The organism is Pseudomonas sp. RGB (assembly GCF_007713445.1).
Taxonomy (GTDB): domain Bacteria; phylum Pseudomonadota; class Gammaproteobacteria; order Pseudomonadales; family Pseudomonadaceae; genus Aquipseudomonas.
In genome coordinates, this window is record NZ_VMSH01000003.1 from 160,358 (window position 1) to 182,771 (window position 22,414).

The 22,414-nt window shown below is 60.1% G+C and carries 22 protein-coding genes; 7 read left to right on the top strand and 15 right to left on the bottom strand.

Annotation, left to right across the window (positions count from 1 at the left end; genetic code table 11):
* Positions 1 to 38 precede the first annotated feature (38 nt).
* Positions 39 to 941 (top strand): Hsp33 family molecular chaperone HslO, encoded by a 903-nt coding sequence (hslO, locus tag FPT15_RS07800; RefSeq protein WP_145159804.1) that lies wholly within the window; start codon positions 39 to 41, stop codon positions 939 to 941.
* 179 nt (positions 942 to 1,120) lie between these two features.
* On the top strand, positions 1,121 to 2,662 hold the full coding sequence (locus FPT15_RS07805) for a phosphoenolpyruvate carboxykinase (RefSeq protein WP_145159806.1): 1,542 nt from the start codon (positions 1,121 to 1,123) through the stop codon (positions 2,660 to 2,662).
* A 54-nt stretch (positions 2,663 to 2,716) separates the two neighbouring features.
* Here the strand turns inward: FPT15_RS07805 and FPT15_RS07810 are convergent, their stop codons facing one another.
* From FPT15_RS07810 to FPT15_RS07835, 6 genes are all read right to left on the bottom strand, one after another.
* Positions 2,717 to 3,580 (bottom strand): DMT family transporter, encoded by an 864-nt coding sequence (locus FPT15_RS07810; protein ID WP_256676393.1) that lies wholly within the window; start codon positions 3,578 to 3,580, stop codon positions 2,717 to 2,719.
* Positions 3,581 to 3,740: 160 nt separating this feature from the next.
* Positions 3,741 to 4,097, bottom strand: a complete 357-nt coding sequence (locus FPT15_RS07815; RefSeq protein WP_145159808.1) for a DUF1493 family protein — start codon at positions 4,095 to 4,097, stop codon at positions 3,741 to 3,743.
* Positions 4,098 to 4,374: 277 nt separating this feature from the next.
* Positions 4,375 to 4,845, bottom strand: a complete 471-nt coding sequence (locus tag FPT15_RS07820; protein ID WP_145159810.1) for a hypothetical protein — start codon at positions 4,843 to 4,845, stop codon at positions 4,375 to 4,377.
* Between the two features lie 288 nt (positions 4,846 to 5,133).
* Positions 5,134 to 5,457 carry a hypothetical protein gene (locus tag FPT15_RS07825; RefSeq protein WP_145159812.1) on the bottom strand — a complete coding sequence of 108 codons (324 nt, stop codon included), beginning with the start codon at positions 5,455 to 5,457 and terminating at the stop codon, positions 5,134 to 5,136.
* A 281-nt stretch (positions 5,458 to 5,738) separates the two neighbouring features.
* Positions 5,739 to 6,332, bottom strand: coding sequence for a putative adenosine monophosphate-protein transferase Fic (locus FPT15_RS07830; protein ID WP_145159814.1), 594 nt, complete (start codon positions 6,330 to 6,332; stop codon positions 5,739 to 5,741).
* Positions 6,332 to 6,502, bottom strand: coding sequence for a YhfG family protein (locus tag FPT15_RS07835; protein ID WP_096236773.1), 171 nt, complete (start codon positions 6,500 to 6,502; stop codon positions 6,332 to 6,334). The genes FPT15_RS07830 and FPT15_RS07835 overlap by 1 nt, the downstream gene beginning before the upstream one ends.
* Before the next feature lie 260 nt (positions 6,503 to 6,762).
* Here FPT15_RS07835 and FPT15_RS07840 point away from each other — a divergent pair, with 260 nt between their 5' ends.
* The gene (locus tag FPT15_RS07840; protein WP_145159816.1) at positions 6,763 to 8,700 is read left to right on the top strand and encodes an ATP-dependent DNA helicase RecQ; all 1,938 of its coding nucleotides are present in this window, start codon (positions 6,763 to 6,765) and stop codon (positions 8,698 to 8,700) included.
* A gap of 21 nt (positions 8,701 to 8,721) precedes the next feature.
* Positions 8,722 to 9,153, top strand: a complete 432-nt coding sequence (locus FPT15_RS07845) for a thioesterase family protein (protein ID WP_145159818.1) — start codon at positions 8,722 to 8,724, stop codon at positions 9,151 to 9,153.
* A gap of 148 nt (positions 9,154 to 9,301) precedes the next feature.
* Here FPT15_RS07845 and FPT15_RS07850 read toward each other — a convergent pair whose 3' ends face one another.
* The 4 genes from FPT15_RS07850 to FPT15_RS07865 all read right to left on the bottom strand — a co-directional run bounded on the left by FPT15_RS07850 (position 9,302) and on the right by FPT15_RS07865 (position 14,323).
* Complete coding sequence (locus FPT15_RS07850) at positions 9,302 to 9,781, bottom strand: glycine zipper domain-containing protein (RefSeq protein ID WP_145159820.1); 480 nt, start codon at positions 9,779 to 9,781, stop codon at positions 9,302 to 9,304.
* Between the two features lie 372 nt (positions 9,782 to 10,153).
* Positions 10,154 to 12,502 (bottom strand): FdhF/YdeP family oxidoreductase, encoded by a 2,349-nt coding sequence (locus FPT15_RS07855; RefSeq protein WP_145159822.1) that lies wholly within the window; start codon positions 12,500 to 12,502, stop codon positions 10,154 to 10,156.
* On the bottom strand, positions 12,499 to 13,338 hold the full coding sequence (gene fdhD / locus FPT15_RS07860; protein ID WP_119738173.1) for a formate dehydrogenase accessory sulfurtransferase FdhD: 840 nt from the start codon (positions 13,336 to 13,338) through the stop codon (positions 12,499 to 12,501). Before fdhD ends, FPT15_RS07855 begins: the two co-directional genes overlap by 4 nt.
* 97 nt (positions 13,339 to 13,435) lie before the next feature.
* Positions 13,436 to 14,323, bottom strand: a complete 888-nt coding sequence (locus tag FPT15_RS07865) for a LysR family transcriptional regulator (protein ID WP_145159824.1) — start codon at positions 14,321 to 14,323, stop codon at positions 13,436 to 13,438.
* A 131-nt stretch (positions 14,324 to 14,454) separates the two neighbouring features.
* Between FPT15_RS07865 and lysM the strand changes: the two genes are divergently transcribed.
* Positions 14,455 to 14,895 carry a peptidoglycan-binding protein LysM gene (gene lysM / locus FPT15_RS07870; RefSeq protein WP_145159826.1) on the top strand — a complete coding sequence of 147 codons (441 nt, stop codon included), beginning with the start codon at positions 14,455 to 14,457 and terminating at the stop codon, positions 14,893 to 14,895.
* A gap of 139 nt (positions 14,896 to 15,034) precedes the next feature.
* Here lysM and yrfG read toward each other — a convergent pair whose 3' ends face one another.
* Positions 15,035 to 15,697 carry a GMP/IMP nucleotidase gene (gene yrfG, locus FPT15_RS07875; protein WP_145159828.1) on the bottom strand — a complete coding sequence of 221 codons (663 nt, stop codon included), beginning with the start codon at positions 15,695 to 15,697 and terminating at the stop codon, positions 15,035 to 15,037.
* Positions 15,698 to 15,784: 87 nt separating this feature from the next.
* Here yrfG and nudE point away from each other — a divergent pair, with 87 nt between their 5' ends.
* A complete protein-coding gene (gene nudE / locus FPT15_RS07880; protein ID WP_106577427.1) occupies positions 15,785 to 16,351 on the top strand; it encodes an ADP compounds hydrolase NudE in 567 nt (188 codons plus the stop codon).
* A complete protein-coding gene (cysQ, locus tag FPT15_RS07885) occupies positions 16,348 to 17,184 on the top strand; it encodes a 3'(2'),5'-bisphosphate nucleotidase CysQ (protein WP_145159830.1) in 837 nt (278 codons plus the stop codon). The genes nudE and cysQ overlap by 4 nt, the downstream gene beginning before the upstream one ends.
* 348 nt (positions 17,185 to 17,532) lie before the next feature.
* Here the strand turns inward: cysQ and FPT15_RS07890 are convergent, their stop codons facing one another.
* The 4 genes from FPT15_RS07890 to rfbB all read right to left on the bottom strand — a co-directional run bounded on the left by FPT15_RS07890 (position 17,533) and on the right by rfbB (position 22,349).
* Entirely contained in the window at positions 17,533 to 17,988 is a 456-nt protein-coding gene (locus tag FPT15_RS07890; protein ID WP_145159832.1) for a YiiD C-terminal domain-containing protein, read from the bottom strand.
* Between the two features lie 26 nt (positions 17,989 to 18,014).
* A complete protein-coding gene (locus tag FPT15_RS07895; protein WP_145159833.1) occupies positions 18,015 to 19,400 on the bottom strand; it encodes a sigma-54 dependent transcriptional regulator in 1,386 nt (461 codons plus the stop codon).
* On the bottom strand, positions 19,397 to 21,205 hold the full coding sequence (locus FPT15_RS07900) for an ATP-binding protein (protein ID WP_145159835.1): 1,809 nt from the start codon (positions 21,203 to 21,205) through the stop codon (positions 19,397 to 19,399). The genes FPT15_RS07895 and FPT15_RS07900 overlap by 4 nt, the downstream gene beginning before the upstream one ends.
* Before the next feature lie 61 nt (positions 21,206 to 21,266).
* Positions 21,267 to 22,349, bottom strand: a complete 1,083-nt coding sequence (rfbB, locus tag FPT15_RS07905) for a dTDP-glucose 4,6-dehydratase (RefSeq protein ID WP_145159837.1) — start codon at positions 22,347 to 22,349, stop codon at positions 21,267 to 21,269.
* Positions 22,350 to 22,414: the final 65 nt, after the last annotated feature.

Here is a 22,414-nt window from a genome sequence, read left to right on the forward strand (position 1 = left end):
TTGTAATCATTTTGTCATCAATTCAGATACCCAGACCTATGACTGATCTACCGGATACCGACTTCACCCAACGCTTCATCTTCGACGAGAACGACGCCCGCGGCGAACTGGTCTCGCTGGAGCGCAGCTATGCCGAAGTCCTCGCCAAGCATCCCTATCCGGAGCCGGTTGCGCAGTTGCTCGGTGAGCTGATGGCGGCGGCATCGCTGCTGGTGGGCACCATGAAGTTCGACGGTTTGCTGATTTTGCAGGCGCGTTCCGAAGGCCCGGTGCCGATGCTGATGATCGAGTGCTCCAGCGAGCGCGAAATTCGCGGCCTGGCCCGTTACGACGCCGACCTGATCGCACCGGACGCCACGCTGTCCGACCTGATGGCCAATGGCGTACTGGCAATCACCGTCGACCCGACGGAAGGCCAGCGCTACCAGGGCATCGTCGATCTCGACGGCGAAACCCTGTCGGACTGCTTCACCAACTATTTCGTGATGTCTCAGCAGGTCGGCACCAAGTTCTGGCTGAATGCCGACGGCAAGCGCGCCCGTGGCCTGCTGCTGCAACAACTGCCGGCCGACCGCATCAAGGACGACGATGAGCGCACCGACAGCTGGCGCAAGCTGACCGCCCTGGCTGGCACTCTGACCGCTGAAGAGCTGCTGGGCCTGGACAACGAAACCATTCTGCATCGCCTGTACCACGAAGAGGCCGTGCGCCTGTTCGACCAACAGGGCCTGCGCTTCCGTTGCAGCTGCTCGCGCGAGCGTTCGGCGAATGCCTTGGTCAGCCTGGGCCTGGAAGATGCGCAGAATCTGGTGGTGGAACACGGTGGCAATATCGAGATCGACTGCCAGTTCTGCAATCAGCGTTACCTGTTCGATGCCGCCGATGTAGCCCAATTATTCGCCGGCGCAGGCATCGACACCCCTTCCGACACCCGCCACTAAAACGTTTAAGCACAGGTAAATCACCTGACAAATGCCGGATTAGCGCAGTTCTGACGGGAGGGCCCTACTCTTTTTGGGCTTTTCTGGCATAATCCGGCCCACTTTTTTCGCGGTAGTAGTGCGCAACTTTCTACTACAAAACGTTTGGAGCACTCGGCCATAGGCCGACGGGGAACCTCATGACGCAAGCCAATAACGCCGTATACACCGATCTGAGTGTTGACGATCTGGTCAAAGAAGCCCTGCAGCGCGGTGAAGGCGTGCTTGCCGATACCGGCGCGCTGGTCGTAGAAACCGGTCACCGTACCGGCCGTTCTCCGGTCGACCGCTTCATCGTTGAAGAGCCCACCACCCAGGACGCCATTGCCTGGGGCCCGATCAACCGCAAGTTCCCAGCCGACAAGTTCGATGCGCTGTGGGCTCGCGTCGAGGCGTTCAACAACGCGCAAGAGCATTTCGTTTCCCACGTTCACGTAGGGGCTGCAGAAGACCACTACCTGCCCGTGAAAATGACCACCCAGACTGCCTGGCAGAACCTGTTCGGTCGTTGCCTGTTCATCAACCCGGCCCAGTACAACCCGGCCGGCCGTGATGAGTGGCAAGTGCTTAACGTGGCCAATTTCGAGTGTGTGCCAGAGCGTGACGGCACTAACTCCGACGGTTGCGTGATCCTCAACTTCGCACAGAAAAAAGTCCTGATCGCCGGCATGCGTTACGCCGGTGAAATGAAAAAAGCCATGTTCTCGGTGCAGAACTTCCTGCTGCCGGCTGCTGACGTGCTGCCTATGCACTGCGCCGCCAACATCGGCGAAGAAGGCGACGTGACCCTGTTCTTCGGTCTGTCGGGCACCGGTAAAACCACCCTGTCCGCCGACGAAAGCCGTTACCTGATCGGTGACGACGAACATGGCTGGGGCGAAGGCGTGGTGTTCAACATCGAAGGCGGTTGCTATGCCAAGTGCATCGACCTCTCCGAGAAGAACGAGCCGGTTATCTGGAAAGCCATCAAGCACGGCACCGTGCTCGAAAACGTGGTGATCGACGATGCCAAGCACGCCGACTACACCAACGTCAGCCTGACCCAGAACAGCCGTGCCGCTTACCCGCTGGAGCACGTTGCCAAGCGTTCCGAGAAGAACCTTGGCGGTGAGCCAAACGCGGTAATCTTCCTGACCTGCGACCTGACCGGCGTACTGCCGCCCGTGTCGATCCTCAGCGAAGAACAAGCGGCCTACCACTTCCTGTCCGGCTACACCGCGCTGGTGGGCTCGACCGAAATGGGTTCGGGCAGCGGCATCAAGTCGACCTTCTCCACCTGCTTCGGCGCGCCGTTCTTCCCGCGCCCGGCCGGCGAGTACGCAGAGCTGCTGATCAAGCGCGTGCGCGGCTTCGGCTCCAAGGTCTACCTGGTCAACACCGGCTGGACCGGCGGCGGCTACGGCGTCGGTAAACGCTTCAACATCCCGACCACTCGCGGCGTGATCGCAGCGATCCAGAGCGGCGCGTTGATCGGCGCTGAGACCGAACACCTGGACACCATCAACCTCGACGTGCCATTGGCCGTACCGGGCGTTGAGACTGGCCTGTTGAACCCACGTAACACCTGGGCTGACAAGGCTGCCTACGACGAAGCGGCGAAAGCGCTGGCGGGTCTGTTCATCGAGAACTTCAAGAAGTTTGAAGTGAGCGACGCGATCAAGGCGGCCGGGCCTAAGTTGTAAGGTTCAAGCTGTTAAAAGCCGCCCCTAGTGGGCGGCTTTTTTATGCGCGAAAGGTTAGTCGGCGATGTGCAAAACCACTGCGCCGGCCAGCACGAATGCAACGCCCAACACTTGCACCGCCGACAACCGTTCCTTGAAAAACACAAATCCCAGCACCGCCGCAATCCCACCCGACAATGTACTGATCACCGTCACCACTGAAACCGACCCCGCCATCGCCCCCCACGAAAACGCCGAGAAACCCCCGAGGTTCATCAAGCTCGCACCGGTCAATGTCGCGCAGTTTTTCAGCGGTGGAATCTTCAGGCCATCTTTGATCTTCAGCACCATCACCACCAGCACGCACAGACCCACCAGGTAACCCAGCCACAACATGGTGATCGGTCCCAGTGCCGGCAGCGTGTAGCGACCTTGCAGCCAGAAGCTGCTGCCGTACAGCAAGGCGGCGAGCATGGCGTAGGCAATGGACAGGCGTGGGTGGTTGTGCGGGACGCCGTTGTCCTTGTGGATGCTGGACAGGCTCACGCCGACCACGCACACGCCGATGCAGCCCAGTTGGACCAGGCTGATGTGTTCGCCGCTGGCCCAGGACAGCAGCGTCGTGACCACGCCATACGAGGTCACCAGCGGCGCGACGATGGCCGCTTTGCCCAAGGCGAAAGCCTTGGACAGCGCGAGGGCGCCCGAGACGGTGAGCAGCGCGGCCGCGATGCCCAGGAGCCAGACGCTCAACGGGGCATTCAGGGATTTGAACAGGTAGGCCGGGAAGATGACCAGCAGCAAGGTCATGATCAGGAAACCGAGGGCTTGGCCGAAGTACACCGCGCGTTTAACGCCGACAGCCCGGGCATTGAGACCCACAAGAAAGTCCGTGCCACCCCAGAGCAGGGCGGCCAGCAGGCCCATTAATACGTCCATGTACGGTCCTTGGTATGTAGGCAATTCGCCAGGTTAGCGCATCGCCAATGTGGGAGCGGGCTTGCCCGCGAATGCGGTAGATCAGTGAGCGATACTCTACCTGACACACCGCCTTCGCGAGCAAGCCCGCTCCCACATGTGAGCCTCAGTGTTGTTCAGATCAACTGAGGTTTTCCAGGGTCTGGGTGTCCCAGCTATGGGTCTTGATGGCCAGGTAGAGCATGCCAATGGTCAGCGGCACTTTATCGCCTCGGCCTTTGGCGCGGCGTTTGAGGAACACATCGAACACCGGCGGTTGGAAGTAACGGTAGGCATCGTAGTCGCCCAGATCGACTGCAAAATCCTGCTCCAGCGCTTCCATGAATTGCTTGGCCTCGGCGCGGTCGCAGCCAAGGTCGAAGTTGAGCGAGGTTTCAAGGCGAAGGGTCTTGTGCTTCGGCAGGCCGATTTCTTCGTGCAGCAATTGCAGGAGCTGCTGCATGACGGGGTCTTCGGGGAAGTTGGGGGCCAGGTTCATGGTGGGAGCACGCAGAAGTGGGTGAGGGGGATGGTTGCGTTGTCGGCGGAATTTGTTTCGGGTGATGAAGAGTAGCAACCCTAACAAGAATATGAAGACCGGTATGAATGGCATTCTGAGGATCACCGCTATGTAGGGTAGCAGGAACGTCAAAGTGAGACCTGTGGTGAGACAGGTGATGGCGAAGCGCTTTCTAAGCGTGGGGTCGGTGATCTGGTAATGCACCACCATATAGATAAGGAGAAAAATCGCGGATTGAAGGTAAAGGTCCATGTGATCAAGACTCGTCTGAGTAGACATGCATTGAGAGTGTTGACCGCTGAGGCCCGATTCCTCCTCTCACATTTGCGTCCAATCCGATGATGATGTCACCTGCGTGATACCTGCGAAGCTTGCCGGAAATCGTATCGCCAACTAAGCCAGCCGTTACCGTTGATATAGCTATCCCCGGGGCTTTAATCGCACCGGAAATTATTTGTTTGATGAACACGTTTTGATCGTTTAACCGGCCGGCCTGGCTCCGTCTCAGCGGCTGGGAAATCGCGACTGCTATCTCGCAGGGTAAATCTCGGGCCAACATTTTCTCATACAAGCTGCGTATCTGATCGCGCACTTGTCGCGCAGCTGTTTTTGCTTCAAGCAGGCACAGGTTAGCCAAGGCATGCCGACTTTCAGGCACAACAGTGAAGCGAATCACTATGAAGGTGACGCCATAGTGGCCGATGTGTTGAGTCCTTTCGATGTTCACGGGTTTTCGCCTGGACAGTTGAGAAGGCGCTAGTTTCGGTCATGGGAAGGGGCGTTATGTAGAGGGGTTAGCAGGTGTTTTAAGTAGTTTGGGAATAGGGCTACGCGGTGTTTGCCTGTTTCTCACAGAGGTTTCCGGCATTTACGGTTTGACAGTGTTTTTTTCAGCTACATCTATCAAATGTGGGAGCTGGGCTTGGCCGCTATGGGGGGGGCAGGCGCTGAAATATAGCCTGATTTACCGCTATCGCCGCGGTGCCACGATTCGACAAGCCAGCTCCTACAGGGTTTAGCTCAGTGGCTGGCTTGGGTGTGGTTGCTCATCGACCGTCGGTTGCAGTTGCACGTGTTGCGATGCTTCCAGCAGATCACAGCCATCCTGCACCAGCAGGTAAAGAGCATTGATGATGTGGGAGATGTCTTTGAGGTCGGCGTGTTCGTAGGTAAGGCAGGTGAAGGTTTCCAGTAAGTCGGTGGCAGCGCGGATGCGCTGGTGTGCGGCGGACTGGATGTCTTCGGCGGTGGCTTCAGTGTCGATGACGAGAGGGTGGGTGTTGGTGAAATTGGTGCGCAGAAGGCGATAGCGATTTTCGGACGGATTTATAGCGTTCATTTATTTGAATCTCTGTGTAGTTAGAGGACCGCCATCATCGTGACCAAGCGATGGGTGGCGGACTGTGTCCAGGTTGGTCAACCGGCAGAGATTCACCCGGCACGCCCGAAGGCGTCCCAAACACAGCCGCCATGAAGCGTGTGGGCACAGGAGTGCCTACGACATCTGAAGGTGCGTATGTGAACTCTGTATCGGGTGACCAAACCCGATCGCTGATTGTGCAGCGAGGGGCGAACTATAGGTGGGTGGGGTGGGATGGTGCAATACAGGCAAGAGGCTGTTTAGCGAGGTACGCTGATACACCGCTCAAAAATCGCCTCAAGCCCCCGATAATCACACGCCACCGCATCAATGTTCGCCGGTATCCACGCCGCTTGTTTCACCAGCCACCAATTCACTGAAAAACCGGCATTCACAATGATCTGTTCGAACAAAATCCGCTGCGCGCGGCCATTGCCTTCACGAAAGGGGTGGATGACGTTGAGGTCGCCATAAGCCTCGGCAATCAGCGGCACCAGTTCAGCCTGGGTCGCGCCTACATACCAATTGCCTTGTTCCATATGCCGAATGATTTTCGCCGCTTCCGGCGGAATGCGTTCCGGCGTGCAGAACAGGGTATCGCCTTTCTGGATGTTGACGCTGCGCAGCTCCCCGGCCCAGTCGTAGATATCGCCGAACAGGGTGCGGTGGATGTGTTGCAGTCGTTCGAGGCCGTAAGGCGGAGGATAGAGTGGGAGGCTGCCTACAGCAATTTCGGATAGTTCGCGCTCGGCTTGATGCAGGAGTATTTCATCGCGCAAATCGAGGCGGTTGCGCAGGACACCGCTATCGGGGTAGCAGTACGGATCCTGGCCCACCCCGTATTTGTCGAGCATCAGTGCGGAGTTTTGCGGTACTTGGCGAGGACGGCTTCGCGGGTCGGCAGGGGTTTGTCGACATCGGCCGGTTGGGTGTCGAACCCTTCCAGGCGCAGGCTTGCCAAGTAATTGGAACGACGGATCTTGTGGTAATGATCCTGTTTTTGCTCAAACGTCGGTTCGCTCATTGCAGCGTACTCCTGGGTCGCAAGGGTTGATTGTAGCGCAATGCGTCAAAGGGTAGGCGGGATAAAACCACATCAAACTGGATCGTCCCTACGCGCAGCACGAGGAGCGAGCTGTTGGGTAAAACCTCGCACTTCGGCCCAAGGCCATCCTCCAGGCTGTGTATCATCCTGTCTCTTTTTTCCTTGTGACCTTTCTCGATTCGCTGAGCGCGCTGGTCTATGTTTTGGGCTCGTTTCAGCGGTCAATGGAGTGACAGCTTATGCACAACACCCTCCAACAGGTCTTTGGTTATCCACAGTTTCGTTCGGGCCAGGAAGAGGCGGTCAGCGCCGTACTGGCCGGTCGTTCGGCCGCTGCTATTTTCCCCACCGGCTCGGGCAAGTCGTTGTGTTATCAGCTGTCGGCGGTGCTGTTGCCGCACCTGACGCTGGTGGTGTCGCCGTTGTTGGCGTTGATGCAGGACCAGCTGGGTTTCCTGCAACGCCATGGCATTTGCGCCGGCAGTATTGATTCGGCGCAGAGCCGCGAGGACGCCAATGATGTGATGGCCCGGGCGCGTTCGGGCGAGCTGAAAATTCTGATGATTTCCGTGGAGCGCCTGAAGAACGAGCGCTTCCGTAACTTTCTGCAAAGCGTGCAGATTTCGTTGCTGGTGGTGGACGAGGCGCACTGTATTTCCGAGTGGGGCCACAACTTCCGTCCGGACTATTTGAAGCTGCCGGACTACCAGCGTCAGTTCAATATCCCACAAGCGCTATTGCTGACGGCTACAGCCACGCCCAAGGTGATTGCCGACATGCAGGCGAAGTTCGCCATTGCGCCGGACGATGTCATCACCACAGGCTTCTACCGGCCCAATCTCAACCTGCTGGTAGAGCCGGTGAGCGGGTATGACAAACGACGGCGCCTGGTCGAATGGATGAGCGAGCGAGCCAATCAGCCAAGTATCGTCTACGTCACCTTGCAGAAAACCGCTGAGCAGATCGCCGAACATTTGAACCGCAACGGCATTCAGGCCGAGGCTTATCACGCCGGTTTGCCCCACGACAAACGCGAGGGTATCCAGCAGCGTTTCATGGGTGGGCGCTCCAATTGCATCGTCGCCACCATCGCATTCGGCATGGGCATCGATAAAAGTGACATCCGCAATGTGGTGCACTTCGACCTGCCTAAATCCATTGAGAACTACAGCCAGGAAATCGGCCGCGCAGGGCGTGACGGGCAGCCGTCCGATTGCCTGGTGCTGGCCAACCGCGACAGCCTCAATGTGCTGGAAAACTTTGTGTACGGCGACACGCCGGAACAGGCGGGCATTCTCCGTGTGCTGGAGGAGTTGCAGGCGGCGCGCGGCGAGGGGCAGTGGGAGTTTTTGTTGAGGTCGCTGTCGGACCACAGCAACATCCGCGAGCTGCCACTGAAAACGCTGCTGGTGCAGTTGGAGCTCAAGGGCGTGATTGCGCCGCGTTATGCGTTTTACGCCGAGTACCGCTTCAAGTACCTGATCGAACCCGAGGCCTTGCTGGCGCGTTTCTCCGGCGAGCGACAGCAGTTTGTCGCGGCGATCATTCAGGTATGCAGTCGCGCCAGAACCTGGGCGACCGTGGATTTCGACGCGCTGTACCAACAGCACAATGCCGAGCGCAGCCGGGTGGTGAAAGCGCTGGATTACTTCCAGGAGCAGGGTCTGATCGAGCTGGAAAGCAAGCAGATGACGGAGGTTTACAGCTTGCTGCACACCGAATTCGACCCGCAGGCGTTGAGCGAGGAGTTATACACAGGCTTCAAGCAGCACGAGGTGAAGGAGGTGGCGCGGATCCATGCCATGCTCGATCTGTTTGCCACCGAAGAATGCCTGGGCCAGCGTTTGGCCCACTACTTTGGCGATGAAAATGCGCCGCTGCGCTGCGGGCATTGCTCGGTATGCCATGGCCACGTGGCGCATTTACCGCCGCCGCCGAGTTTGCCGGCGCTTGTGGATAAAAACTTCATGGCGCTGTGCGGTGATTTTATCCACAGGCATCATGAGCACACCGGGCAACTGCCGGGCGCGGAGCGGCTGACGCGATTCCTCGGTGGTATCAGCGTGCCGCTGTTTACCAAGTTGAAGGCGCGGGGTATTCCGGGCTTCGCTGCGCTGGAGGCGTATCCCTACGCCGAGGTGCGTGAATGGGCCCAAGCCCATCTGAACGACCTGTAAATCCACTCATGAGAGCTGCACATGTCTGATTCGATGCCGCAACGCGCTGACTACCGTCACTTCCAACCGATCATCACGCGTTGGCACGATAACGATGTGTATGGTCACGTGAACAATGTCACCTACTACAGCTTCTTCGACACGGCGGTGAATACTTACCTGATTGAAGAGGGTGGGTTGGATATTCACGACGGTGAAGTGGTGGGGTTTGTGGTGAGTTCGGCGTGCGATTACTTTGCGTCGATCGCGTTTCCCGATCGCATAGAGATTGGCCTGCGCGTGGGCAAGTTGGGTAACAGCTCGGTGCAGTATGAGTTGGCGGTGTTCAAGTCAGGCGAAGAGGATGCCTGTGCGGCGGGGCGCTTTGTGCACGTCTTTGTGGACCGCGCGTCGAACCAGCCGGTGACGATTCCGGGGCGGTTGCGCGAGGCGTTGCAGCGACTGGTGGTGTGACGCAGCCATTGTGACCAATGAAGCTCAAATGTGGGAGCTGGCTTGCCTGCGATAGCGGTGGTTCAGGTTTAGTTGTGCTTCCTGACCCAACGCTATCGCGGGCAAGCCCGGCTCTCACAGGAGTTTCTGTGTGCCTTGGACCGTTGGCTTAACGGTGACGGTAGTGATGCTTGTTCTTGCGATGCCCGTACGCATGGCCACGGCCACGATGGTCATCACGGTCATAACGACGGTTATCCCGCCCGCGATAGCGACGGTCGTCGTCATCGCTCTTGTTGCCCATGTAGTTGCCCAGCGCGCCACCTGCACCGCCGCCTGCGGCTGCGCCGATCAAGCTGCCGGTGTTGCCACCCATGCTGCGGCCCACCACGTTGCCGCCTGCCGCGCCGAGTGCGCCGCCAATGGCTGCTTCACCACGGCTGCGCTTGTCAGCGCCGACTGCACTGCCGCCCGCGCCGCCCAGCGCTGCGCCGATGGCCGAACCGGTGTTACCGCCGACCTGCTGGCCAACAACCGAACCTAGAACCCCGCCCAATGCGCCGCCCACACCGGCTTCGGTGGTGCCACCGGCCATGGCTGCGCCACTGACCAGGCCAAGGGACAACAAGAGAATCGAGGAAAACTTCATAGAGAGACCTCAAGAGGATGACGGCGCGATCCTGAGGTTGTATCGGGATGCTGACAATCGAAAACCGACCAGTGGTACAGGTTGTATACAATTCTCTAAGTTGCTGTTTTGTATGGGGAACTTAAGTTGTTTTTGCGAGTCTTTAACTACTTCGGAACGGCCGCTTTTATGCAAAAGCGGCCTTTTTTGTGCCTTGGGTTTTTAGTAGCCATGGCGAGCGGCTTGTTGTGGTGAGCGGGCTTGCCCCGCGTTGGGCTGCGAAGCGGCCTCTGATAATGTCACCGCATTCGTTCAGTCAGAACGCAGTGCCTGGATCAGGGGCTGCTACGCAGCCCAACGCGGGGCAAGCCCGCTCGCTACAACGGGTCTCGGTCAGGCCGAACGCGCCATGATCAAGCCGGTCGCACTCGCTGCTTCCAGACGGATCGCCACAAACTTTGACGTCGGCGTATGGCTGCCATCGCCGGTGCTCTCCAGCGGCACCAGCGGGTTCACTTCCGGGTAGTAAGCGGCTGCCTGCCCTGCGGGAATATCAAACGCCAGCAACGTAAAGCCCTTCACTCGGCGTTCACGGCCATCTTCCCACAGCGAAACGATGTCGGCTTTCTGCCCGGGCTTGAAGCCCAGGCGGATGATGTCGGCTTCATTCACGAACAACACGTCACGCTGACCTTTCACGCCACGGTAGCGGTCGTCCAGGCCGTAAATGGTGGTGTTGTACTGATCGTGAGAGCGCATCGACTGCATGATCAGGTCCGGCACCCGGCCCGTGGCGTGGGTGCGTTCGTGGATCAAGTCTTTGGGCAGCACGTTGGGGCGGAAATTGGCGCGGCCCGAGGGCGTATTCCAGCGGCGTGCGCCGGCGGAGTTGCCCAGGTAGAAACCGCCTGGGTGTTTGATGCGCTCGTTGAAGTCCTTGAAGCCTGGGATGGTGTCGGCGATCAGGTCGCGGATGCGCCCGTAGTCGGCGACCAGCCAGTTCCAGTCCACCGGTTTGCTGCCCAGGGTTGCGGCAGCAATGCCGGCAAGAATCGCAGGCTCGGATTTCATCAGCTTCGACAGTGGCTGCAGTTGGCCGTTGGAGCCGTGAACCATGCTGAACGAGTCTTCCACCGTGACCGCTTGCGGGCCGTCGGCCTGGATATCGATGTCGGTACGGCCCAGGCACGGCAGGATCAGCGCGTCTTTACCGTGCATCAAATGGCTGCGGTTGAGCTTGGTGCTGATCTGCACGGTCAGGTCGCAGTTGCGCAGCGCTTCAAAGGTGCGCGGGCTATCGGGCGTGGCTTGGGCGAAGTTACCGCCCAGGCCGATAAACACTTTGGAGCGGCCTTCGAGCATCGCGTGGATGGCTTCCACGACGTTATGCCCATTGTGGCGCGGCACCTGGAACTGGAAGCGCCGTTCCAGGGAATCGAGAAAGGCCACCGGTGGGCGTTCGTTGATGCCCATGGTGCGGTCGCCCTGCACGTTGCTGTGGCCGCGCACCGGGCACAGGCCGGCGCCTGGGCGACCAATGTTGCCGCGCAGCAGCATCAGGTTGGCGATTTCCTGGATGGTCGGCACTGAGTGGCGATGCTGGGTGATGCCCATCGCCCAGCACATGATCACGTTCTTGCCTTTGGCGTACATGCGCGCCGCTTGCTCGATCTCAACCAGGGTCAGGCCGGACTGCTCGACGATCTCATCCCACGAGGTGTCATCGATCTGGCCCAGGTACTCCAGCACGTTGGTGGTGTGCTCGTTGAGGAAGTCGTGATCGAACACGGCTTCTTTGCCTTCGGCCTGGGCCTGGCGTTCCCACAGCAGCAGGAACTTGGCCATGCCGCGCAGGATGGCCATGTCGCCGCCCAGTGCCGGGCGGAAATAGGCGGTGTTGGTCGGCTTGTCGCCGTTGGTGAGCATTTCCAGCGGGTGTTGCGGGTGCTGGAAGCGTTCCAGGCCGCGCTCTTTCAGCGGGTTGATGCACACCACCTGAGCGCCGCGTTTAACTGCCTCACGCAACGGTTCGAGCATGCGCGGGTGGTTGGTGCCGGGGTTCTGGCCCCATACGAAAATCGCATCGGCGTGCTCGAAGTCGTCAAAGGTCACCGTGCCTTTGCCAACCCCCACGCTTTGCGCCAGGGCCACGCCGCTGGCCTCGTGGCACATGTTCGAGCAGTCCGGGAAGTTGTTGGTGCCGTAAGCGCGTACGAACAGCTGATACAGGTACGCCGCTTCGTTGCTGGCGCGGCCCGAGGTGTAGAACTCGGCCATGTCCGGGCTTGGCAGTGCGTTGAGGTGCTTGCCGACCAGGTCGAACGCCGCTTCCCAGCTGATCGGCGTGTAGCGGTCAGTTTCGGCGTCATAGCGCATCGGCTCGGTCAGGCGGCCTTGGTATTCCAGCCAATAGTCGCTTTGCTCCAGCAGTGCGGTGACGCTGTGCTTGGCAAAAAATGCGGCATCCACGCGGCGTTTGGTGGCTTCCCAGTTGACCGCCTTGGCGCCGTTTTCGCAGAACTTGACCATGCCGCTTTCCGGCGAGTCGCCCCAGGCGCAGCCCGGGCAGTCGAAACCGCCGTTCTGGTTGGTCTTGAGCATCATGCGCAGGTTTTTCAGCGCGTTGTCGCTGGTCAACCAGGCCTGCGCCACGCTGATCAGCGCGCCCCAGCCGCCAGCCGGACCTTTGTAGGGCTTGTAGCGCGGAGTCGGGGTTTGGTCGGCTTGGTGGTGCTGGCTCATGACTGGTTCTCCATCGCAGGGCTGTAGACCCGCGGCGCACTTTTCTGCGGCAGGTGGATGAGATTGAGGTTGTGTCGGCGGGCCCATTGCAAGGCGAGGCCGGTGGGCGACGACAGGCTGACCAAGGTCTGGATGCCTGCGCGCAGAACTTTCTGAATTAATTCGAGGCTGCAGCGACTGGTGACAATCGCCAGGCCGCCGTCGGTCGGAATCTTTTGGCGGATCAGGGCGCCGATCAGCTTATCCAGGGCGTTATGCCGGCCGATGTCTTCGCGGCCCATCAGCAATTCGCCCTGATTATTCATAAATACCGCCGCATGTACTGCGCCGCTGTACTGGCCCAACGGCTGGAACGCGCTGATGCGCTGGCGCAGGCCGTCGAGCCATTCGGCGGGTGGCAAAGGCGCGCCGGGCAGCACTTGAAGGTCTGGCAGGGCTTGCTCCACCGCCTCGACACCGCACAAACCGCAGCCACTGGTGCCTGCCAATTGGCGGCGCTGCTGCTTGAGGTTCCAGAAGGCACGGCTGGAAATTTGCACCTGAGCGTACTGGGCGGAGCCCGAACCGCTGAGTTTCAAGTCATATATGTCGCTAACGTCGGCGATAATGCCGCTGCCGATGCTGAAGCCGACGATAAAATCTTCCAAGTCCGTTGGCGTCACCAACATGACCGCCTGACTGATGTCGTTATAGGCAATCGCCAACGCCACTTCTTCCGCCAAGGCTGTGCTGGCGACTTCTGTGTGTTCAAGGTTGCAAAACTGGTAGCTCTGGCTGGAGGCGGGCGCGGGCGTTTCGAGGGCGGGGGCCGCGCAGACTGGGCGCTTGGCGTTCATGTGGCAGTACCACCGGCGGATTGATCAGTGTTTAGACTAGGCGCGACAAAGGGTCGCGTCTAATCGCCAGTACTGATCTATCGATAGATGGCGTCGATCAAGGCTCTTGCTGCGATTTTTGAAACAGCGCGAAACAGGCTTCCGCCAACGCCGAACGCGGTGCGCTGCGACGCATGATCAGCCCCAGGCGAGCCAATGTGTGAGCGTCTTCAATGGGTTGCAGGCGCAGGTGCTCAGTCAGTGCATCCAGGCCGCCGTCCAGTGGCATCACCGCGCAACACAGGCCGCCGTGCACGGCTTGTAACAATTGATGCACGGCATCGGTTTGCAGCAGCGGTTGCGGGTGGAGCCCGCGGCTGTGGAAGTTGTGGTCGATGGACTGACGGAAATGCATGCCGCTGGTGAGCATGCCCAGCGGCAGTTCGATCAGCGCTTCCCAGCTCAACGGCTTGTCGCCGAAGCTGAAAAAACGTTGGTCGTAGAGCAAGCCCATGCGGGTTTCGCCCAAGGCCAGCGAGTCGAAGCGCTCGTTATCCAGGCGCTCCAGGTAGGACACGCCGAGGTCCAGACGGTTGCTCGCCAGCTGTTCGAGGATTTGCTCGGAGCTCAATGCCGACAGTTCAAAGCGCAGGCTCGGATGTTCTTTGTGCAATTGCTGCATCAAGGCCAAGGGATCGAAGCTCGACAACGGCACCACACCCAGGCGCAAGGTGCCGACCAGATTGCCGCGACAGGCCGCCGCTTCGGCCTGCAAGCCGTCATAGGCCGCCAGCACCGTACGCGCCCACGCCAGCACGCGTTCGCCCGGCGCGGTAAAGCCTTCAAAGCGCTGGCCGCGATTGACCAGCGGCAAGTCCAGCTCTTCTTCCAGGTTACGCAAGCGCATCGACAGGGTCGGCTGGGTGATATGGCAGCGCGCGGCCGCCTGGCCGAAGTGGCGCGTCTCGTCGAGGGCGATGAGGAATTTCAACTGTTTGATGTCCATCTTCGCTCCGGGCTTATTCCAATGGCGGGGGATTCTAGCGCGTTTGGGTCTTTGGTCGGCCTGGAACCCAAGACAGCAGGACTGGTCTAGTCTTGGGCATCTGGAACTTAAAAACCCAAGGAGAGCGCACCATGAGTATTTTTAGCTTTGTTAAGGAAGCAGGCGAGAAGCTTATTGACCTGTTGACGCCGGGTAACGCCAACGCAAGTGATGAGTTGAAGAAACACATCAGCGATGTCGGGCTCGGAAACCCGAATATCACCGCAACCGTTGATGGCGACAAGGTCACCGTGAAGGGTGAAGTTGCCACTCAGGAAGAGAAAGAAAAAATCATCTTGGCTGCAGGCAACATCGCAGGTGTTGGCAGTGTAGAAGACCAGATCACCGTGACCGGCCCGGCTGTGACAGCTGCCCGTTTCGTCGTCGTGAAAAATGGCGATACGCTGAGCGCGATTTCCCTGGCGGTGTACGGCAACGCCAACCAATACAACAAGATCTTTGAGGCCAACAAGCCATTGCTCAAAGATGTGAACAAAATTTACCCAGGGCAGACACTGCGCATTCCTGAGTAATACGCAGGCCCAACGGTGGGAGCGGGTTTGTGTGGGAGCTGGCTTGCCTGCGATAGCATCACCTCGGTGTCATTGATAAACCGAGGTGCCGATATCGCGGACAAGCCCGGCTCTCACACAAGCCCGTTCCCACTTTTGATTAGAGCCCGGCGATCAGATCCCGGTAATCCCCCACCGCCACAAACTCTGCCGTGTCCTTTGGCCCCTTCTTGCTGTCCGGTTCTTTCACTGCCAGCAGATGCCCCACGCCAAAATCGCGCGCGCTACGCAGGATCGGCAAGGTGTCATCGATAAACAGGCTGCGGGCCGGGTCGAAGTGGATGTCGGCGTGCAGGGCTGCCCAGAATTGTGGGTCTTCCTTGGGAAAACCATAGTCATGGGAGCTGATCAACCGCTCGAAATACGGCGCCAGTTCAATGCGTTCCAACTTCAAAGACAGCGAATCACGATGCGCGTTGGTGATCAGAATCACGCGCTTGCCGGCCTGTTTGATCGCCGCCAGAAAGGTATCCGCGTCCGGGCGCAGGGCAATCAGATGGGCCGTTTCCAACTTGAGTTCGCGCACCGGAATATTCAGCTCCGTGCTCCAGAAATCCAGGCAATACCATTGCAACTGTCCCGCGTTACGCTCGAACAGTGGCTGCAATTCCATATCGGCCATGGCCCGGCTCACGCCGTGCAGCTCGGCGTAGCGCTGGGGCAGGTGCTCCATCCAGAAATGGTTGTCGAAATGCAGGTCGAGCAAGGTGCCGTCCATGTCCAGCAGGACGGTGTCGATGGCGTGCCAGGGCAAAGAGGGCATGGGGTGTTCTCATGTAAGTAAAGATATCCGACACAGACAATCGGAAAAGCCACGGTATAGTAACCCGATCACGCCAAGGAGCCGCTTATGCGCCAGAAACCCACCGTCCTCGCCCGCGAAATAGTCGCCAGTAGCCGTTTGTTCCGCGTGGAGGAAGTGCAATTGCGCTTTTCCAATGGCGTTGAACGGACCTACGAGCGCCTGGTAGGCCGCGGTGCCGGCTACGGCGCGGTGATGATCGTGGCGATGATTGACGACGATCATGCGTTGCTGGTGGAAGAGTACTGCGGCGGCACCGATGAATATGAGGTGTCGTTGCCCAAGGGGCTGATCGAGCCCGGCGAAGACGTACTGGCGGCGGCCAACCGTGAACTCAAGGAAGAGGCCGGTTATGGCGCGCGTCAGTTGGAACACATCACCGAGCTGTCGTTGTCGCCCGGCTACATGAGCCAGAAAATCCAGGTGGTGTTGGCCACCGATCTGTACGAAGAGCGCTTGGAAGGCGATGAGCCTGAGCCGATGCGGGTTGATCGGGTTAACCTGCGCGAGCTGTCGCAGCTTGCGCAAAATGAGCAGTTCAGCGAGGGGCGCGCCCTGGCGGCACTGTATCTGGTACGAGACCTGTTGACCCAGCGTGGAGCGTTTATCGCATGAGCGAACTGTTTTTAGGCCACCCGTTTATTGCCCCTGTGATTGAGCTGGCCCGTCAGGCCGGTGAAGTGATCCTGCCGTATTGGCGCGCCGACGTGGCGGTCACCTCCAAGTCGGATGACTCGCCGGTGACGGCAGCGGACCTGGCCGCTCACCATCTGATTCTCGCCGGCCTTACCGCGCTCGACCCGAGCATTCCGGTGCTGTCCGAAGAAGACGCGGATATCGACCAGAGTGTGCGTGCGGGCTGGCAGCGCTGGTGGCTGGTTGACCCGCTGGATGGCACCAAGGAATTTATCTCTGGCAGCGAAGAGTTCACCGTCAATATCGCCTTGATCGAACAAGGCCGCGTGGTGTTTGGCGTGGTATCGATGCCGACCAGTGGCCGTTGCTACTTCGGTGGCGCGGGGCTGGGGGCGTGGCGTTCTGATGTGAACGAAGCACCCAAGCAGATTCAGGTACGCCAGACGCCGGCAGCGGGTGAAGCCTTCACCGTAGTTGCCAGCCGTCGCCACAGCAGCCCTGAGCAGGAGCGCCTGCTGCACGGCTTGAGCGAAGGCTTGGGAGCGTTGAAGCTGGCGAATATCGGCAGCTCGCTGAAATTCTGCCTGTTGGCCGAAGGCAGTGCCGATTGCTACCCACGTTTGGCGCCGACGTCGCAGTGGGACACCGCAGCGGCCCAGGGCGTGTTGGAAGGCGCGGGCGGCGAGGTGTTGGAGTTGAGTGGTGAGCCGTTCAGCTATCCGGCGCGTGAATCGTTGTTGAACCCGTTCTTTTTGGCGCTGCCGGCCAAGGCCGCATGGCGCGAGCGCTTGCTGACCCTGGCGAGATCTTGAGCCTGGCGTAGATTCAATGTGGGAATTGGCTTGCCTGCGATTTCAATAGATCAGCCACCAACGCTGTGACTGTCAGACCGCTATCGCAGCGTATCTACTTAAAACTTCCGATAACCGCAAAATAGTTAGCAGGCGACCTTTCGTGGCGAGCGGGCTTGCCCCGCGTTGGGCTGCGAAGCGGCCCCAATAAGAACACCGCGCTCTGCTGATAGACCGCAGTTTCAGGTTTTAGCGCTGCTTCGCAGCCCAACGCGGGGCAAGCCCGCTCGCCACGGAGGGTGGTGTCGCCATTCGAGATTGTGTAGATACCGTGGTAATCCAGCTCTTATATTTTTTGGGGTGTGGCGGTTAACGGTGCAAGACGTACTGGCCAGTAAACGCCACCGCGCGCTCCTCACTCCCCTCATTCACAATCCACGTCTCCAGCGTCAGCCGCGCCCGGCCATAACGGTTATACGTCGCCACAAAACGCTTCCACACCTTCTCCTCCGGCGGCCGGCACACCACCGTCGCATCCCGTGTGACGGGCAGCGGGTAGCTGATCTGCCCTTCCTGAATCACGATATGCCCGTCTTCCACGCCTTCTTCACGCAGTTGCAGGTGCAGCCAGCCCCAGCCCGCCAGCACGGCGCCGCAATACAGGCTGCCGCCAAACATGGTGCTCTTGTGGTTGATATTGGCTTGCAAGGGCAGGTGCAGCTGCAATTGGCCGTGTTGCCAGTCGAGCACCTTGAGGCCCATTTCTCGGGTAAGCGGGATGTCGTGGTGCAGGATGGATTCCAGGTAACGGCTGTCGCGGCTCATGGCGGCCTCTTGGTGAGTGGGCGGGGTCATTCGTCGTCGGCGCTGTGGCTGGCGCTGTCGGCGAAGTTCAGGCCGTGCTTGCGCAGTTTGTCGTGCAGGGTTTTGCGCGGTATGCCCAAGGCTTCGGCGAGGCTGCGCACCGAACTGTGAGGGCGGGTCAGTTCAGCGGCGATCAGGCTTTTTTCGAACTGCTCGACTTGTTCGCTCAGACCGCCCGGCGTGGAGGTCAGGATGCCAGCGGCAGGGTTGTCCGCCGTGGCGTCCAGTGCCAGCTCAAGCCCCAGGGCAAAGCGTTCTGCCGCATTCTGCAGTTCGCGCACATTGCCGGGCCAGCTATGGCGCAGCAGCAGCGCGCGCTGGCCCGGTTGCAGTTCGTTAAGCGGCAGGCCGTGACGGCTGCTGGCCTCGTCGGCAAAGTGTTGAAACAGCATCAAGGCATCCTCGCCGCGCTCGCGCAACGGTGGAATGCGCAGCGGTGCGACATTGAGGCGGTAATACAAGTCGGCGCGAAAGCGGCCCTGATCGGCAGCCTGGCGCAGGTCTTCCTTGGTGGCAGCGATGATGCGGATATCCAGCGGGATCAGTTGATTGCCCCCCAGGCGTTCCACCACGCGCTCCTGCAGCAGGCGCAACAGCTTGACCTGCACGTCCAGGCTCATGCTTTCGATTTCATCGAGAAACAGCGTGCCGCCGTTGGCGAATTCGAATTTGCCGATACGGCGTTTCTGCGCGCCGGTAAATGCCCCCGGCTCATGGCCGAACAGCTCGCTCTCGACCACCGATTCCGCCAGGGCGCCGGCGTTGATCGCCACAAATGGTCCGCTGCGTCGGCTGGACAGGTCGTGCAGCGCGCGCGCCACCACCTCTTTGCCGGCGCCGGTTTCGCCGAGGATCAGCACGTCGGCGCGGGTCGCGGCCAGGGCGCCGATCTGCTCGCGCAGGCGCAGCATTTGTGGCGAATGCCCGACCAGGCGCGTGCTCAATTGCTGACGGTCACTGAGGGCCAGGCGCAGGCTGCGGTTGTCCAGCACCAGGCGGCGCAGGGCCATGGCGCGGCGCACGCTGTCGAGCAGGGCATCGCTGGCGAAGGGTTTTTCAAGAAAGTCATAGGCGCCGGCCCGCATGGCTTGCACCGCCAGCGGCACGTCGCCGTGGCCGGTGATCAACAGTACTGGCAGTTCCGGGTCTTGGCCGTGCAGTTCGGCGAGCAGCTCCAGGCCGTCCATGCCGGGCATGCGGATGTCGCTGACCACCACGCCCGGCCAGTCCCGCGACAGGCGCGCAGTGAGGCCGGTGGCTTCGCCCAGGGTCAGGACGTTCAGCCCGGCCAGGTCCAGGGTCTGGCACAGGGCCTGACGCAGGTGTGGATCGTCGTCGATCAACACCACCTGAATCTGGTTATCGATACTCATACACTGCGGTCCTCGGACGGTTGCAGACTGACGCCCGGCGAGCCGGCACGCAATTTCAAGGTTAACAGCGCGCCGCCTTCCTTGTGGTTGGCAAACAGCAATTCGCCACCAAAGGCACGCATCAACGTGTCACAAATTGCCAGCCCCAACCCAAGGCCCTGAGTACGCGTCTTGGTGGTATAGAACGGCTCGCTGGCGCGGCCCAGGGCTTCCATGCAAAAACCTGGACCGTTGTCGCGAATGTACAGGTTGACGCCCTGTTCGGTGGTTTGGGCACTCAACCAGAGTTTGCGCGGCGGGCCTTTTTCGGTGAGGGCGTCGAGGGCGTTAGCCAGCAAGTTGCCAAGTACCTGGCGCAGACGGGTTTCGCCGGCTTGTACCCACAGGGTTGCTTCTGGCAAATCACGGATGAGCTCGACTTCCATCGAGCGTCGCCGCTTGGCCAGCAACGCCAATGCATCGTCCAGCGCCGGTTGCAGGGCCACGCTTTCCGGTGCGTGGCGGTCGCGGCGGGCGAACGCGCGCAGATGCGCGATGATCGAGGCCATGCGCCCGGTCAGTTCGCTGATCAGTTTGAGATTGCCGCGAGCGTCATTGGTGCGCTCGTGGTCGAGCAGGATCTCGGCGTTTTCTGCATAGCTGCGAATCGCCGCGAGCGGCTGATTGAGTTCGTGGCTGATGCTCGCGGACATGGTCCCCAACGCTGACAGTTTGCCGGCTTGCACCAGGTCGTCCTGGGCGCGAACCAGCTCCTGCTGGGCGTGTTCGCGCTCAAGCACTTCCTGCTTCAGACGCCGGTTGAGGCCTTCAAGGTCGCTGGTGCGCTCGATCACGCGGGCTTCCAGTTCGCGGCGCGCCTTGGCTTCAAACGCGATGCGTTCCAGATAATGGCGACGGCGCTGCATCATCAAGCCCAGCAGCAGCATCAGTACCAGCAACGTGGCGCCGCCGACCGCTACCACCGTGCGCACCGGGCGATTGATCAGCGAGCGCGGCGCCAGAATTTCCACCGTCCAGCCGGTTTCGGCAATGGCCGAGGATTGGCGCAGCCACGCCGTCGTACTCAAGGCCAGCGGCTGTGGGTCGCGCGTTGGGTAGGGCTGGATCGCGATGATGGCTTGGCGCTCTTCGGCAGTCAGCGGCCGTGTCGCACGGAATCGCCATTGCGGGCGCGAGGTAAGGATCACCACGCCGTTGTGGTCAGTCACCAGCAGTTGTTCCGGGGTTTTGCCCCACAGGCTTTCGGTATGGTCCAGGTCGACCTTGACCACCAGCACGCCGATGATCTTCTCGCCATCGCGCACGGCGGCAGCGAAGAAGTAGCCACGTTTGGCCGACGTGGTGCCCAGGCCGAAAAACCGGCCCAGGCGCCCGGCCATGGCTTCGCTGAAATAGGGGCGAAACGAGAAATTGCGCCCGACAAAGCTGTCCTGCTTGTCCCAGTTGGAGGCGGCGAGCGTTTTGCCGGTGGTGTCCATCAGGTACATCACTTCCACCCCGGCCTGGGCGGCGACGTTCTTGAGCAACAGGTTGGCGTTGACCAGGTTGGTGCTGACATCGGGCGCATCCAGCGCGGTGCGCAGGGCCGGCAAGTCACCCAGAATCTGGGGCAGCACTTCATAGCGGTGCAGGGTGCCGAGCAGGTTGGCGACGTAGAGGTCGAGGGTCTGGCGGTTTTGACTGGCCAGTTCGCTGCCGTAATAACGCTCGGCCAGGTGTTCCAGCGGCCACAGCAGCGGTGCCAGGCACAACGCCAACAGGGCGAGGCTGCGCCAGCGGGGTCTTCGCGGAAGGGGTGGAGTCATGGGAATCATGCGCCTGTGGGGACAGGCGCATTATGCCTAGCTGTGGTGCGTGATGCTGTTGTTATGCGATCAGGTCTTTTGGCTCGGTGTTACCCAGGCGCTCACCTTGATAGCTGCCGTCCTGGACGCGGCGGCACCAGTCGAGGTTGTCGAGGTACCACTGCACCGTTTTGCGCAGGCCGGTTTCGAAGGTTTCTTCGGGCACCCAACCCAGTTCGTGCTCGATCTTGCTGGCATCGATCGCGTAGCGCTGATCGTGGCCCGGGCGATCCTTGACGAAAGTGATCAGGTCGGTGAATTTTTCCACGCCCGCCGGGCGATTGGGTGCCAGTTCTTCGAGCAGGCCACAAATGCCGCGTACCACGTCGATATTCTTCTGCTCGTTGTGGCCGCCGATGTTGTAGGTCTCGCCGACCACACCTTCGGTAACCACTTTGAACAGCGCGCGAGCGTGATCTTCGACGAACAGCCAGTCGCGCACTTGCAAGCCATCACCGTAGACCGGCAGTGGCTTGCCGGCGAGGGCGTTGAGGATGACCAGCGGGATCAGCTTTTCGGGGAAGTGGAACGGCCCGTAGTTGTTCGAGCAGTTGGTCAGCAGCACCGGCAGGCCGTAAGTGCGCTGCCACGCGCGGACCAGGTGGTCGGACGCTGCCTTGCTGGCCGAGTACGGCGAGCTGGGCGCGTAAGGCGTGGTTTCAGTGAACAGGTCGTCCACGCCGTGCAGGTCGCCATAAACCTCATCGGTGGAGATGTGGTGAAAGCGAAACGCGCTCTTGGCCGGCTCTTCCAGCGTTTGCCAGTAAGCGCGAGTGGCTTCCAGCAGGCTGTAAGTTCCGACGATGTTGGTCTGGATAAAATCCGACGGGCCATCAATGGAGCGGTCTACGTGCGACTCGGCCGCCAGGTGCATGATTGCCTGAGGCTCAAAGCGCGCAATCACGGCGCTGACCGCGGCCTGGTCGATGATATCGGCCTGCACGAACTCATAGCGGCTATTGGACGCAATGCTGGTCAGCGATTCCAGGTTGCCAGCGTAGGTGAGTTTGTCCAGGTTGAGCACTTCGTGCTCGGTGTTTTGAATCAGGTGACGAACCAGGGCGGAACCGATAAAACCGGCACCGCCGGTGATGAGAATACGCATGTCGAGGGCCTTTTCCTTAGACGAAGACTTGGCGAAGTTGGCATAGCTTGAGTTGTGAATCGGGA

Bases quoted from the DNA above. Each gene is read 5' to 3' on its own strand.
- hslO (WP_145159804.1), top strand. From the start codon at position 39: ATGACTGATCTACCGGATACCGACTTCACCCAACGCTTCATCTTCGAC.
- FPT15_RS07805 (WP_145159806.1), top strand. From the start codon at position 1,121: ATGACGCAAGCCAATAACGCCGTATACACCGATCTGAGTGTTGACGAT.
- FPT15_RS07810 (WP_256676393.1), bottom strand. From the start codon at position 3,580: ATGGACGTATTAATGGGCCTGCTGGCCGCCCTGCTCTGGGGTGGCACG.
- FPT15_RS07815 (WP_145159808.1), bottom strand. From the start codon at position 4,097: ATGAACCTGGCCCCCAACTTCCCCGAAGACCCCGTCATGCAGCAGCTC.
- FPT15_RS07825 (WP_145159812.1), bottom strand. From the start codon at position 5,457: ATGAACGCTATAAATCCGTCCGAAAATCGCTATCGCCTTCTGCGCACC.
- FPT15_RS07830 (WP_145159814.1), bottom strand. From the start codon at position 6,332: ATGCTCGACAAATACGGGGTGGGCCAGGATCCGTACTGCTACCCCGAT.
- FPT15_RS07835 (WP_096236773.1), bottom strand. From the start codon at position 6,502: ATGAGCGAACCGACGTTTGAGCAAAAACAGGATCATTACCACAAGATC.
- FPT15_RS07840 (WP_145159816.1), top strand. From the start codon at position 6,763: ATGCACAACACCCTCCAACAGGTCTTTGGTTATCCACAGTTTCGTTCG.
- FPT15_RS07845 (WP_145159818.1), top strand. From the start codon at position 8,722: ATGTCTGATTCGATGCCGCAACGCGCTGACTACCGTCACTTCCAACCG.
- FPT15_RS07850 (WP_145159820.1), bottom strand. From the start codon at position 9,781: ATGAAGTTTTCCTCGATTCTCTTGTTGTCCCTTGGCCTGGTCAGTGGC.
- FPT15_RS07855 (WP_145159822.1), bottom strand. From the start codon at position 12,502: ATGAGCCAGCACCACCAAGCCGACCAAACCCCGACTCCGCGCTACAAG.
- fdhD (WP_119738173.1), bottom strand. From the start codon at position 13,338: ATGAACGCCAAGCGCCCAGTCTGCGCGGCCCCCGCCCTCGAAACGCCC.
- FPT15_RS07865 (WP_145159824.1), bottom strand. From the start codon at position 14,323: ATGGACATCAAACAGTTGAAATTCCTCATCGCCCTCGACGAGACGCGC.
- lysM (WP_145159826.1), top strand. From the start codon at position 14,455: ATGAGTATTTTTAGCTTTGTTAAGGAAGCAGGCGAGAAGCTTATTGAC.
- yrfG (WP_145159828.1), bottom strand. From the start codon at position 15,697: ATGCCCTCTTTGCCCTGGCACGCCATCGACACCGTCCTGCTGGACATG.
- nudE (WP_106577427.1), top strand. From the start codon at position 15,785: ATGCGCCAGAAACCCACCGTCCTCGCCCGCGAAATAGTCGCCAGTAGC.
- cysQ (WP_145159830.1), top strand. From the start codon at position 16,348: ATGAGCGAACTGTTTTTAGGCCACCCGTTTATTGCCCCTGTGATTGAG.
- FPT15_RS07890 (WP_145159832.1), bottom strand. From the start codon at position 17,988: ATGAGCCGCGACAGCCGTTACCTGGAATCCATCCTGCACCACGACATC.
- FPT15_RS07895 (WP_145159833.1), bottom strand. From the start codon at position 19,400: ATGAGTATCGATAACCAGATTCAGGTGGTGTTGATCGACGACGATCCA.
- FPT15_RS07900 (WP_145159835.1), bottom strand. From the start codon at position 21,205: ATGACTCCACCCCTTCCGCGAAGACCCCGCTGGCGCAGCCTCGCCCTG.
- rfbB (WP_145159837.1), bottom strand. From the start codon at position 22,349: ATGCGTATTCTCATCACCGGCGGTGCCGGTTTTATCGGTTCCGCCCTG.